Below are 12948 nucleotides of genomic sequence, written 5' to 3'. Positions count from 1 at the left end.
CTCAGCGTCCTCCGCCGCTTGACCGAGCGCAAGAACTTGTTCTAGTTTTCTTCCTTCGAACCTCGGAAGGACGGATCCGATGGCGACCCAGGCCTACGAGCTGAGCCACCTCGGTGCGCTCGAAGCCGAAGCCGTGCACGTCTTCCGCGAGGTCGCGGCGACCTTCGAACGGCCGGTGCTGCTGTTCTCCGGCGGGAAAGACTCGATGGTGATGCTGCACGTCGCGGCGAAAGCGTTCTGGCCAGCGCCGTTGCCGTTTCCGGTCATGCACGTGGACACCGGGCACAATTTCGACGAGGTGATCCGGTTTCGCGACGAAACCGTCGAGCGCCGCGGAGTGCGGCTGCTGGTCGTGAGCGTCCAGGACGACATCGACGCGGGCCGGAGCGTCGAGGATCCGAAGGCGGGCCGGAACCGGCTCCAGACGGCCACGTTGCTGCGCGGCATTCGCGAGAACGGCTTCGACGCGGTGTTCGGGGGTGCGCGCCGCGACGAGGAGAAAGCCCGGGCGAAAGAACGCGTGTTCAGCTTCCGCGACGAGTTCGGGCAATGGGATCCCCGGCGGCAGCGTCCGGAACTGTGGAATCTCTACAACGGCAGGCATCGCAAGGGCGAGCACATCCGCGTTTTTCCGCTGTCGAACTGGACCGAGCTGGACATCTGGCAGTACGTCGAAGCGGAGGACGTGACCCTGCCGTCGCTGTATTACGCGCACCGCCGGCCGGTGGTCCAGCGCGACGGGATGCTGCTCGCCGACACCCGGTTTCTTGCCGTGGGCGAGGGCGAAGTTCCTTACCCGGCAACGGTTCGCTTCCGCACGATCGGCGACGCGACCTGCACCGGCTGCGTCGAATCGGCCGCTTCGTCGCCGGCGGAAGTGGTGGCCGAGGTCGCCGCGACCCGGGTGACCGAACGCGGCGCGACCCGGGCCGACGACCGGATTTCCGAGGCCGGGATGGAAGACCGCAAAAAGGAAGGCTACTTCTGATGAGCCGGGTCACGACGGTGCGGCTCGCCACGGCGGGCAGCGTGGACGACGGCAAATCGACCCTGATCGGCCGGCTGCTCTTCGACTCGAAGACGGTGTTCACCGACCAGCTCGAAGCGATCGAGCGCACCAGCCGGGACCGCGGCGACGCGTATCCGGATCTCGCCCTGCTCACCGACGGCCTGCGCGCGGAACGCGAACAGGGCATCACCATCGACGTCGCGCACCGGTATTTCGCCACGCCCCACCGGAAGTTCATCATCGCCGACACCCCGGGGCACGTGCAGTACACCCGGAACATGGTCACCGGAGCGTCCACTTCGGACGTCGCGCTGATCCTCGTCGACGCGCGCAAGGGCGTGCTCGAACAGTCGCGCCGGCACGCGTTTCTCGCCAGCCTGCTGGGCATCCGCCATCTGGTGGTGTGCGTGAACAAAATGGACCTCGTCGACTGGTCGCAGGAACGGTTCGAGGAAATCCGCGAGGAATTCCGCCGGTTCGCGATGAAATTGCAGACCCCGGATCTGGCTTTCGTGCCGATGTCCGCGCTGCACGGCGACAACGTGGTGCACCGGGGCGCGAGCATGCCTTGGTACGAAGGCACTTCGCTGCTGCACCACCTGGAACAGGTGCACGTCGCTTCCGATCGGAACCTGGTCGACGCGCGTTTTCCGGTGCAGTACGTGATTCGCGAGCACAGCCGGGATTTCCGCGGCTATGCCGGGACGGTGGCGGGCGGCGTTTTCAAACCCGGCGACGAGGTGACTGTGCTGCCGTCCGGGTTCACCACGACCGTGCGCGCGATCTGGGGTCCCGGCGGGGTCGAGGTGCCCGAGGCGTTCGCGTCGCTGGCGGTCGCCATCGAGCTTGCCGACGAGCTGGACCTCGGCCGCGGCGACCTGATCTGCCGTCCGGGCAACCGTCCGCACGTGGGCCAGGACGTCGACGCCATGGTGTGCTGGTTCTCCGAACAGGCCTCGCTCGCCCCGGGCGCGAACTACCTCGTCCGGCACACCACGCGCGAGACCAGGGCCGAGGTCCGCGCGCTCGACTACCGGCTGGACGTCACCACGCTGCACCGCGACGAGGCCGCGGAATCGTTGTCGCTCAACGAAATCGGCCGGATCCGGCTGCGGACCCGGCAGCCGCTGCTGTTCGACCCCTACGCCCGCAATCGGCCGACCGGCGGTTTCCTCCTGGTCGACGAACACTCCGGCGACACCGCCGGAGCGGGCATGATCACCGGCCCGAGCGCGACCGCGCCGAATGTGGTCTGGCATCCGGCGGCGGTGTCGCGGGACGAACGCGCGACTCGCGGCCGGACGGTCTGGCTCACCGGGCTGTCCGCCTCGGGCAAGTCGAGCGTGGCCGTGGAACTGGAGCGCAGGCTGGTCGCCTCGGGCCGCCCCGCCTACCTGCTCGACGGCGACAATCTCCGGCACGGGCTCAACGGCGACCTCGGGTTCGCCCCGGCACAGCGGGCCGAGAACATCCGCCGCGTCGCGGAGGTCGCGAAGCTGTTCGCGGACGCCGGGGTGGTGGCGGTGGTGTCGTTGATCAGCCCGTACCAGGCTGACCGCGAACTCGCGCGAACTGTCCACGAAACCGCGGGTTTGCCGTTTTTGGAAGTTTTCGTCGACACCCCGCTCGAAGTGTGCGAGGACCGCGATCCGAAGGGCATGTACGCCAAGGCGCGTTCGGGTGAAATCACCGGATTCACCGGAGTGGGCGCGCCGTACGAACGGCCCGCGTCCCCGGACCTGGTGCTGCGCCCGGAAAACGGCGACCCGGCCGCGATGGCCGCGCTGGTTCTCGCTGCCCTGGAGTAACGCCCAGGCGGCGCAGGATCTGTTCGTACGGCTGGGCTAATGCGCGCGCGGCCGGATTTCCGGCCGAGAGCCGATCGGGCAGGCGTCGCGGTTTCTTCGGGTAACGACCTTTGACCTCGCGTCGCGGGCGCTGCGAGGCTGGAGTTCTGCCTCCGGCGGATTGCCCGGTGGGTGCTTCGGCAATGGTGCTGGGAGTGTCAGGCGTGGATGTCACTTTTTTCGAAGAAGCTTTGCGACGCGAAGTCCGGCCGGGTTCCTTCACCGTCGAAATAGGGGACAGCGCGCTGCCGGTCGCTCCGCAACCGCTGGAATGGTGGAAACGGGAACCGGGAGCGAAGCCGCCGGTCGGCTCGGATGTGCTCGATTGGGTCCAGGACGGCTACGTGCTCGACATCGGCTGCGCTACCGGTCGTGACCTGGAGATACTCGCCCGGCGAGGCGTGCGCGGGCACGGGATCGAGCTGATCCCGGCCGCCGTGGAGATGGCGCGCGCGGCGGGTGTTTCCTGCGTGCGGGCGGACGTTTTCTCCTACGTGCCGCCGCGAACCGTGGACGCCGTGCTCGCGGTCGGCGGAAACGGCGGAATGGCGGCCCGGCTCGCCGCCCTGCCGGAATTCCTGCGCCGATTGTCTTCGTGGCTGAGCGAAACCGGCCGCATCGTGTTCACCAGCACTGATTGGCGCAAGCTTCCGCCCGGAACGTTCAACGACGGCGAACTTCCCGAAGGCGGGTACCGCGGGGACATCCGCATGCGGCTGTGGCTTGAGGACGTGGCGGGACCGTGGTTCCCGTGGCTGTTCGCCGATCCGGAAGCGCTGGAAAAGGCCTGTTCGGACGTGGGGCTGCGGATCGCGGACCGCAAGGAATGGCAGGGCGGGATCGCGTACGCGGCGCTGCTCGAACGAGCGGCTTCCGCCTGATCGCCCGGGAAATCCGCCCCCGAATTTCCCTGACCTTCAGGGAAAGGTGAAAGAAAGGAATACCGGCATGAACGAAATCGTGCTGCCCACGGCCGCCGAACTGGAAGCCGACCTGGCGAGCGTGCGCTCGGAAAAGATCTCGACCTTCCAGTCGCCGTTCGCCGAGGGCGTGGCCGAGAGCAGCGAACTCTGCGGCTGCTGACCAGCGTCGGGCTGGCGGCGGTGCCGCCAGCCCGATCGGCACCGAGGAAACGAGGGGAAGATGACGCAGCAGGCGGCCCGGGGTACGGCGAAAGTGGTGTTCGACGGAACGCACCGGAGCCGTCGGCCGGAGGAGACGTGGGAGTGGGTCAAACCGAAACTGCCGCGGCTCGGCATCACCCGCGTCGCGGACGTCACCTGGCTCGACGAGATCGGGATCCCGGTGTTCCAGGCGATGCGGCCGAACGCGCTGACCCTCTCGGTCTCGCAGGGCAAGGGCGCGAGCGCCGCGCTCGCCCGGGTGTCGGGAGTGATGGAGGGCGTCGAGCTGTGGCACGCGGAGCATCCGCTGGACTTCTCGACCCAGACGGCCGCCGCCGGCGAGGCGGAGCGGTTCACCGGATATCGCGTCGACGAACTCGCCCTCGCCGCCCGGAACTGCCTCAATCCGGACACGCGCCTGGAGTGGCGGACGGCGCGGCTGGTCGAGGGCGGCGGCACGTCGCTGGTGCCGGTCGAGCTGATCACGCTGGACTTCCGGTTCGACCAGCGCTGGCTCCCGCCGCTGTTCCGGATCAGCAGCAACGGTCTGGCCAGCGGAAACACCCTGGACGAGGCGCTGCTGCACGGGATGTACGAGGTGGTGGAGCGCGATTCGATGGCACGCAGGGGCCGAGGGGAACAGTCGTTGCTGGTCCATCCGGAGACCGTCGGGAACGCCGGGCTGGGCGCACTGCTGGAGAAGTACCGGGCGGCGAAGGTGCACGTCCAGATGAGCTTCCTGCCGAATCCGTTCGGCATCCCGGCGTTCGACGTGCTGATCTGGAGCGACGCCTTTCCCGCGACGTTCACCGGTTCCGGGGCCCACCTCGACGCGGCAGTCGCGCTGTCCCGGGCACTCACCGAGGCCGCCCAGTCCCGTGCGACAGCCATCGCGGGCGCACGGGACGACATCGGCAAGGCGCCCTACCGGGAGGCCCGGGTCTTCGGCGTCCGGCGTTCGTCGGATTCGCCGCCGTTCAAGGACGACGACGGCCCGGCAATCCCGTTCGGCGAAATCGAGTCGGCACCGCTGGCCACTTTGGACGGTGAAGTGCGCGACGTCGCGGCGCGGGTCAAGCGAGTGACCGGACATGCCCCGCTGTACGTCGACCTGACCCAGCCGGAGATCGGCATCCCGGTGGCGCACGTCGTCTGCCCTGGCACCTCCTTCCAGCACCAGTGACCCGGAACGGACGCCTCATGCCCCGTCGCATTCTTTTCGCCGGTCCGAGCCTGCCCGATGCCGCGCAGCTGGCGCGGGATTCGGAGATCGAGGTGCTGCCGCCGGTGGCCGCGGGCGAGCTGCCCCGGCTGTCGCTGGCCGAGGGCGACGCGGTCGGCATCGTCGACGGCTACTTCCACCAGATCGGCACGGTGCGGCACAAGGAAATCCTGGCGTTGCTGGGCGAGGGCGTGCGGGTGCTCGGCGCGGCCAGCATGGGCGCGTTGCGGGCTGCCGAACTGGACGTCTTCGGCATGGAGGGCATCGGCCGGATCTACGCGGACTACCGCGACGGGCGGCTGGAGGCGGACGACGAGGTCACCCTCCTGCACAGCACCCCGGAGGAGGACTACCGGCCGCTGTCAGAACCCTTGGTGTGCATGCGCGCCACCTTCTCGCAGGCCGTGGCGGCCGGGGTGTGCGACAGCGCGACCGCCGAACGCCTGATCGCCGTTCTGGCCCGCTGGCCCTTCGGCCGCCGATCTTACGACGGCCTGGCCGCGGCCGGTCGAGAAGCCGGGATCGAACCGAAGCTGGTCCGCGAGATCGGCCAGTACTGTGTCGCGCACCGGCTGGATCCCAAACGCACCGACGCGATCCTGCTGCTGGACGCCTTGCGCCGCGAACGGCAGGCCCCGCTCGACCCGCCGGCCGTGAACCGGACTTCCTTCCTCTATCTGTGGCAAACGGCCGCGTTGGGTCTGGAGATCGGCGACTCGCCGCATCAGGGCGACCTCGGCGCGCTGCGCGCCTGCCAGCTGTTCGCAGCCGACTATCCGGAATTTCACCGAAAGGTGATTTTCCGCGCCCTGGCGGCGAAATGCGTCGAGAAATGCGGCACCGCGCCCTCGGTCGACGATGCGGAGACTGCTGTGCGGCACGGCGAACACCAGGGCGTCTACCGCCNCTACCGCCTCCCGGCCGACCCCGCGCGGCTGGAGTTCCTGGCGCAGTGGCTGACCGCGGACGAGCGCGAAACCCTGCCTCCGGCAGAGCGGCTCCGCACCTTCCTCGTCCGCAGCTTCCGGGTGAATCCGGGCCTGACGTGGGAGGAACTGCCTCTCCGGCACCTGCGCGAGAAGCCGTCGTGGCAGCAGGCGCGGGACCTCGTCCGCGTTGCCTGGGAGGTCAACGACCGGGTGTTCGCCGAAGGAGAGGAACGCGACGTCAACGACCTCTCATCCGAGAAGATCCTCGACCTGTTCGCGCAGCGGTGGGAAGTCGCCCGCGAGGAGCTGGAACTGGCGGCGATGGACCGCGGGCTGGAGTCGCTGGACAGCCTGGTGATGGCGGCCCGGGCGTTCTACCTGCTCGCCCGGTACAACCCGGACCTGGTGCGGCTCACCGTCGAGGCTGAGGTCCCGGCGGTGAGCCGGAGTGCTGGCTAGCGCGACAGGGCCAGGCACCGGATCCCGAAACGGTCGCCGTATTTGGTGAAACAGGGGACCAGGCTGAAGCCCTTGGCGACCCAAGCCGGATTCTGCCAGCGGCACGCGGCGCGGAAGTCGAGGGGAACCGACGTTCTGTGCTCGACGTACCGCCAGGACGCGACATTGTCGCCGACACTGGCGCGGAATAGCCGAGGGAGTCGCAGTATTGGTTGACCGCGATTCCGCCGACGTCGGCGTACGCGGACGGATTGGCCCAGCATCGGCCGCCGTTGTTGGGCACGGTGAAGTCGGCCTTTACCCGGTCGGAGAATTGCCACCGGCAGACAGCGGTCAGCGGAACCGCGATCGTCTCATCGGAAATCCGTCCGTCTCTGTCCGGAATCATCGCTTCGGGGCGCGCCTCGCGAAGCGGCCCGGGTATCGTCGCGCGCCGGACGGGTGAGCACAATCAGCCCAGGAGCGTAAGGTGCCGCGTCATTCGCGCTATGCGGCGGAGACGTCGTCGATGATGCGGCGCGCGAGCGCGGCCGAGGAACCCGGGTTCTGGCCGGTGTAAAGAGTGCGGTCCACGATCACGTGCGACTTCAGCGGCAGGCCGGACGTGTAGTCCGCACCGGCTTCCTTGAGCCGGTCTTCCAGCAGCCACTTGGCTTTCCACGCGAACGGGTTCAACCGTTCCTCGACATTGGACAGCCCGGTCATCCGGTAGCCCGCGAAGGGCCAGCTGCCGTCCGGGTTTTTCGCGGCCAGCGCTGCCGCGGGGGCGTGGCACAGCAGTGCGAGCGGCCGGGCCGAGGAGAGCCGTTTGGTCAGCAGTGCGCCGGAAACCGGGTCGAGGGCGAGGTCTTCCATCGGGCCGTGGCCGCCGGAGTAGAAGACGACGTCGAAGTCGTCCGGGTCCGCTTCGGACAGATCGGCCGGCTCGGCCAGCACGGGGGAGAGGCGGTCGAGTTCGGCGCGCAGTTTCTTGGCGGTGTGCGGAAGAACGCCGCCTTTGACGCCGAGGCTGAGCTGGTCGACGACGGGCTGCTTGCCGCCGGGAGTGGCGACGGTGACGTCCCAGCCCGCTTCGGTGAACAGCGTGCAGGGGACGACGAATTCCTCGGCCCAGAAACCGGTCGGGTGCTCAGTGCCGTCCTTCAGCGTCCAGACCCGGGCCGCGGAAAGCACCTGGAGAACCTTGGTCATCGCGAAACTCCTTGCTGGGGAACCGAGTACGGGACCGGCAGGTGCAGGGCGTTCTGGCCTTCGGCGAGCACGTCCAGCCGGACCGGACGGGTCGGGTTGAGCGAGCGCAGGTCGTCGCTCATCCGGCCGCGGCCGAGCCGGAGATCGACGTGGCGCGGGAAGGTTGTGCTGCCCGCCGACAGGGCGTTGGTCTGGCTGAGCGTCGAGTGCCAGGCACCGTTGACGGTGGTGTAGGAGGTGAGGGCCGAAACGCGTTCGCCGCTCGGGTACCTCGTCTGCGCGGGGGTGGCTGCCGACAGCGACAGGTCGAGTTCGCCGGAGTCGTTGGCGACCCGGGCGGTGGTGCGGCCGGCGTCGATGTCGACGTCGAGTCCGGTGACCCACTTGGGGAAGCCGTAGCCGTCGTGGCCGCGGACCTGCGCGATGTCGGTGTTGACCGGCAGCGAGAGGACGTAGGTGTCGAGGTGGTCGTTCTTCAGCGCGGCGAGCAGGTCGACGAATCCGAGCTTCCCGTGCCGTGCGGGCCGGACCGCGATGCCGACGGCGGCCTCGGTGTAGAAGTCGATGTCGCACACGTCGTAGCGGAAGAACATCACCGACACCAGGCCGAGGCCGGGCGCGACCTCCAGCGGCGCCAGCTCCCTCGGCAGCCGGGCGCGGATGGCGCGGGACCGGGCGAGCATGGTCAGCCGGGCCGACGACATCCGGTAGTAGAAGTTCGGCGTCAGCGTGGGACCGATCGGCGACTCGACCCTCGTCTTGGGCAGCCCGCGGAAGAACTCGACGCCGCTGACGCGCGGGTCGCGGGCCACCTCGTCGAGGTCGGTGTCCATCCGGTAGCGGTCGAACAATCCGCCCTCGGGGACAGTGACGCGGCGGCCGCCGAGGTCGACCTCCACGGATCCGGCCGTTGCCGGGCTGCTCGGTGCCATCGCGGGCGCTCCCATCGGGTCATGTATGCAGTGCTTACATGACGGTAGGCCTCGATGTGAGCACTGTCAACACGAGGGTCGTCACTCACCCGTACGGGCGGCGAAGACCGCGGTGAAAGACGCCCGGACCTGGTTCGCGACGTCGTCGGCGGAGGCGCTGGGGAGCTTGCCGTCGAGGTGCAGGCAGGCCAATCCGTGCACCATTCCCCAGCCCGCGATGGTGATGGCGGCCAAGTCGGCCTCGGGGAACACGTTCGCGACGGCGTGGGCGAGGGTCTCGTGCACGGCGGCGGCGGCGCTGACGCGATCGTCGCTGGTGTCGTCGCACGCGTTGCCGAACATGAGCCGGAACAGTGCCGGGCGGCGGAGGGCGAAGCCGACGTACGCTACGCCGAATTCGGCCAGTTCGGCGACTGTTTTCGGCGGGGTGCCGCCTTGGCTCAGATCGGCATTCAGATCGCGCAGCCCTTGGGCGGCCAAGGCTGATTCGAGGGCGTCGCGATCGGCGAAGTGCCGGTACGGGGCGGTCGGGGAGACGCCCGCTTTCCGTGCGACGGCCCGCAGGGAGAACTGCTCGCCCTGTTCGAGCATCTCCATCGCGGTCGTCAGCAGCGCTGCCCGCAGGTCGCCGTGATGGTAGCCGTCCTTCGTCGAAGTTGACACTGCTTACATCGCCTCCTACTCTCATGTGAGCACTGCAAACATACCGCACGGATCGAAGGAATCATGACGACCTCGCCCCTGTTCACGCCGTTCGCGCCCGCCCACGGGCCCGCGCTCGCCAACCGGATCGTCAAAGCGGCCATGGAGGAGAACATGGCCGGCCCCGGGCAGCTGCCCGGCGAGCGGATCCGCCGCCTGTACCGCCGCTGGAGCGAAGGCGGCGCCGGGCTGATCATCACCGGCAACGTGATGGTGCACGCCGAAGCGATGACCGGCCCGGCGGGCATCGTCCTGGACGAGCAGTCGCCGCCGGAGCCGTTCCGCGCGTGGGCGGACGCGGCCAAGAGCGGCGGCGCGCGGGTGTGGATGCAGATCAACCACCCCGGACGCCAGGTGATGGCGAACATGCCCGGCGTCGCGTGGGGTCCGTCGGCGGTCAAGGTGAACGTCGGCAAGCAGAGCAAGCGGCTCGCGCGGCCGGCCGAGATGACGGCAGTCCAGATCGGACAGACGGTGGCCCGGTTCGCCGAGACCGCGCGTCGTGCCGAGGAGGCTGGGTTCGACGGGGTCGAGATCCACGCCGCGCACGGGTACCTGCTGTCGCAGTTCCTTTCACCGCTGGTCAACCGGAGGGCCGACGAATGGGGCGGCAGTCTGGAGAACCGGGCGCGGCTGCTGCTCGACATCGTGCGCGCCGTGCGCGACGTGGTGTCACCGGCGTTCGCGGTCGCGGTGAAGCTGAACTCGGCTGATTTTCAGCGCGGCGGTTTCGACGCCGCAGACGCTGGCCGGGTGATCGAGATGCTGGCTCCGCTCGGGGTGGACGTGGTCGAGCTGTCCGGTGGCAGCTACGAAAGCCCGGCGATGTCGGGTCGTTCCGCCGACGAGCGCACGGTGGCGCGGGAGGCGTACTTCCTGACGCTGGCCGAAGAACTCGCCCGGACCAGCCCGCTGCCGTTGATGCTGACCGGCGGCATCGTCCGGCGGCCGGTCGCGGAGCAGGTGCTGGCCGGGGGTATCGACCTGGCCGGGATGGGGACGGCGCTGGCGGTGGACCCCGACCTGCCGAAGAAGTGGCTCCACGGCGAGGACGCCGCGGTGGAGCTCGCTCCGGTGGCGATCAGGGACAAGGCGCTGGCCTCGGCCGCGGGGATGGCCCGGGTGCGCCGCCAGTTGCGGCGGGCGGGAGCGGGCCGTTCGCCGCGACTGCGGACGAATCCCAAGCTGGCGCTGGCGAAAGAGACGGTGCTGCAGCAACGCGCGTTGCGTCGCTACCGCGGTTGGCTCGACCGCCGCGGCATCAGCAGGACGTTTTCCGCGCCGCAGCCGTGACCGCCTTGTTCCACACTGTCGCGGCGGACCCGTCGGCCCTGATCTCGACGACCGGGAACGGCTTCTCGACCGGGTTGCCCTACCGCGCCTGATCGGGGCTGAACTGGATGGTCCCGCTCGCGCCTCGGCCGACGTAGTGGCACCGCATCATCCTCGATGAGGCCGAGTTGGGACACAGGCGTGCGCACCGCCGTGCCGGCGTTGCCGTTCGCGCACGGCGGCCGTGATGGCGTCGTGGGCAAGGATGCCTTCGCCGCGGCCCCGGTCGGCGACGGAGAACGGCAGCGGGCGGCATCGTCGTCCGCGCGGACCGGCCGTTGCACACGCTGGGTTTGCCGGTGCAGATCGCCTGGAATGTGGTGCATGCGGCCGGTGGGCCCCATTCGTCGAGGCTGGCCAGAGAAGTGAACAGCACCCGGACGTGGCCGCCGCGGACGATCGACAGCCCGGCGGCGCGGCGAAGGGCGGGCCGCCGGAAAGCCGCTGGACGACCTCGTCGAAGACAGCCGGTTCGGCGGGATCGGGGTGAGGTTGGGCGGGCGGTTCAGCCACACGGAATACCCCGCGCGGGTCGGAGAGCTGCCCCTTTCGGCAGTGGCGCCCAGATGATTGGTCCACTGCTCGGAATCGGCCGGGGACAGCGAGGGGATGCCAGGACAGTCCGTCTTCCTCCGCCACGACAGAAGGTGGATCGGTTTGGATGCGGGCCGTGTCACAGGTATCGCGGCGGTTCACTCAAAAGTGCGGCTCTCGCGGTCGATCGCGCAAGCGGCTGTCCGGGCGTGTTCTGCTCAGCGGAGGTCAGGCTGCGCCACGATCGGGCGAAGGATTCTTTTCCTCGCGTTCGCGGGCGCTTTCTTGTCGGGGCGGCTGCTTAGAGTGCGGTCATGGCAGTGGACGAGCGCGAACGGGCGCTGCGGGTGCTGAGCTTCGCTCTCGACGTGGCGATGCAGATGTTCCGGCAGGGCATCGAAACTGCCGTCGTCGTGCGCACGGTCCGCGGGCTGGCGTCGGCAGGCGGCGTCGAGGATCTGCGGATTTCGGTGGGAGTACGGGCTATTCACCTCCAGTATTGCGGCGGCGGGGAAGAACCGCTGGTGCTGTTCGGGAGCGTGCAGGCGAACGACGCGCGCGACATCGGCCGGATGGGAGACTGGGAGGCGCTCGCCGTGCGCGCCGCCGCCGGTACGATTTCGCCTGCCGAAGCCGAACGTGACGCCGGAATCCTCGCTCAAGCGGGGCCGACATGGCCGTGGTACGGAAGTTTGCTCGGCGGCTGCCTGCTCGCGGCGATGATTTGCCTCCAGGCGAACGGGACCGTGCTCGCCGCCGTGGTGTCCGCCGGGTTGTTCGTTTTCGCCAACCGCGCCGGATGGGCGTTGAGCACGGTCGGCATCGCGGAGTTCTTCCAGGTCGCGGCCAAAGCGAGCACGGTGCTGGCCGGCGCGGTCTCGTTGCTGTCGCTCGGTGTGCTCACCGGGCACGAGGCGGCGAGTCTTTCGGCGGCGAATCTCGTGCTGTTGCTGCCGATTCTGTCGCTGGTGTCGCTGGTCGAGGACGCGGTCGGCGATTTCCCGTTGATGGCGGCCGCCCGGATCGTGACAGTGCTGCTGCTCACCGGGGCGATCGCGACCGGCGTGATGGTCGTGGTCTCGGTGGCGAACGACCTCGACATCCTCGGTGAGGCCAGCCGGGTGCACCTCGCCGCGCTGCCGCCGGCCCTGGTGCCGGTGACGGCCCTGGTCGGCGCGCTGGGCAACGCGATCCTCATGGGCACTCCCGCGCGCTGGTGGCTGCTCGCCTGCGGGGCCGGGGTCGTGACGTCGCTGGCGAACTGGACGGGACGGTCGGTGCTCGGCCTGTCGGCTCCGGTGTCGATCTTTCTCGCCACGACGGTGCTGGGCGTGCTCGCTGGGGCGGCGGCGCGGACGCTGAAGGTGCCCACTGCCGCGGTCACGATCCCGGGTCTGACCGGTGCCGTGTTGCCGGGGCCCGCGATGTATTTGGGCCTGTCGCAGGTTTTCGCGCGGGTCCCCGGGTCGGGGGACGCGGTGGCGGAGGCGATTGTGTCCACCGCGGCGATCGGGGTCGGCGTTGTGCTCGGGTTGCAGCTTGCGGCACTGCGCCGGCCTGCGGCCGCGATGTCGGGGGAGCCCGCTTGCTTGACTGACATCGGACCGAGTGCTGCCGGGGGTCCGCCACCGCCGCGACGACATCGACACTCAGTCACGGCATCGGCG

The 12948-nt window shown here is 69.2% G+C and carries 10 protein-coding genes and 1 pseudogene; 8 read left to right on the top strand and 3 right to left on the bottom strand.

The window, feature by feature from the left end; translation table 11 throughout:
- Positions 1 to 79 precede the first annotated feature (79 nt).
- From cysD to A4R44_RS38970, 6 genes are all read left to right on the top strand, one after another.
- On the top strand, positions 80 to 988 hold the full coding sequence (gene cysD / locus A4R44_RS38990) for a sulfate adenylyltransferase subunit CysD (RefSeq protein ID WP_067592607.1): 909 nt from the start codon (positions 80 to 82) through the stop codon (positions 986 to 988).
- Positions 988 to 2817 carry an adenylyl-sulfate kinase gene (cysC, locus tag A4R44_RS38985; protein WP_067592604.1) on the top strand — a complete coding sequence of 610 codons (1830 nt, stop codon included), beginning with the start codon at positions 988 to 990 and terminating at the stop codon, positions 2815 to 2817. Before cysD ends, cysC begins: the two co-directional genes overlap by 1 nt.
- 203 nt (positions 2818 to 3020) lie before the next feature.
- Entirely contained in the window at positions 3021 to 3737 is a 717-nt protein-coding gene (locus A4R44_RS38980; protein WP_157905114.1) for a bifunctional 2-polyprenyl-6-hydroxyphenol methylase/3-demethylubiquinol 3-O-methyltransferase UbiG, read from the top strand.
- Positions 3738 to 3804: 67 nt separating this feature from the next.
- Positions 3805 to 3939, top strand: coding sequence for a hypothetical protein (locus A4R44_RS51965; RefSeq protein ID WP_255366215.1), 135 nt, complete (start codon positions 3805 to 3807; stop codon positions 3937 to 3939).
- A 60-nt stretch (positions 3940 to 3999) separates the two neighbouring features.
- Positions 4000 to 5163, top strand: a complete 1164-nt coding sequence (locus A4R44_RS38975; protein WP_067592598.1) for a YcaO-like family protein — start codon at positions 4000 to 4002, stop codon at positions 5161 to 5163.
- A 17-nt stretch (positions 5164 to 5180) separates the two neighbouring features.
- Positions 5181 to 6590 carry a TfuA-like protein gene (locus tag A4R44_RS38970; RefSeq protein WP_067592595.1) on the top strand — a complete coding sequence of 470 codons (1410 nt, stop codon included), beginning with the start codon at positions 5181 to 5183 and terminating at the stop codon, positions 6588 to 6590.
- A 486-nt stretch (positions 6591 to 7076) separates the two neighbouring features.
- On the opposite strand, the gene A4R44_RS38965 is transcribed toward A4R44_RS38970, so the two are convergent.
- From A4R44_RS38965 to A4R44_RS38955, 3 genes are all read right to left on the bottom strand, one after another.
- Positions 7077 to 7781 carry a type 1 glutamine amidotransferase domain-containing protein gene (locus A4R44_RS38965; RefSeq protein WP_067592592.1) on the bottom strand — a complete coding sequence of 235 codons (705 nt, stop codon included), beginning with the start codon at positions 7779 to 7781 and terminating at the stop codon, positions 7077 to 7079.
- Positions 7778 to 8713, bottom strand: a complete 936-nt coding sequence (locus tag A4R44_RS38960; RefSeq protein WP_067592588.1) for an acetoacetate decarboxylase family protein — start codon at positions 8711 to 8713, stop codon at positions 7778 to 7780. The genes A4R44_RS38965 and A4R44_RS38960 overlap by 4 nt, the downstream gene beginning before the upstream one ends.
- 81 nt (positions 8714 to 8794) lie before the next feature.
- Positions 8795 to 9376: a TetR/AcrR family transcriptional regulator gene (locus A4R44_RS38955; protein ID WP_067592585.1), complete on the bottom strand. Its 582-nt coding sequence runs from the start codon at positions 9374 to 9376 to the stop codon at positions 8795 to 8797.
- 63 nt (positions 9377 to 9439) lie between these two features.
- Here A4R44_RS38955 and A4R44_RS38950 point away from each other — a divergent pair, with 63 nt between their 5' ends.
- A complete protein-coding gene (locus tag A4R44_RS38950) occupies positions 9440 to 10708 on the top strand; it encodes an NADH:flavin oxidoreductase/NADH oxidase family protein (protein WP_067592582.1) in 1269 nt (422 codons plus the stop codon).
- Positions 10709 to 11595: 887 nt separating this feature from the next.
- Positions 11596 to 12801, top strand: a pseudogene (locus tag A4R44_RS38945) (threonine/serine exporter family protein); the annotation flags it as partial.
- Between the last annotated feature and the right edge of the window lie 147 nt (positions 12802 to 12948).

Origin of the sequence: Amycolatopsis sp. M39 (assembly GCF_001651785.1) — a bacterium.
Lineage (GTDB): Bacteria > Actinomycetota > Actinomycetes > Mycobacteriales > Pseudonocardiaceae > Amycolatopsis > Amycolatopsis rubida.
The sequence above is the reverse complement of the archived record's forward strand: the minus strand, read 5'-3'. Positions and strand labels throughout refer to the sequence as shown.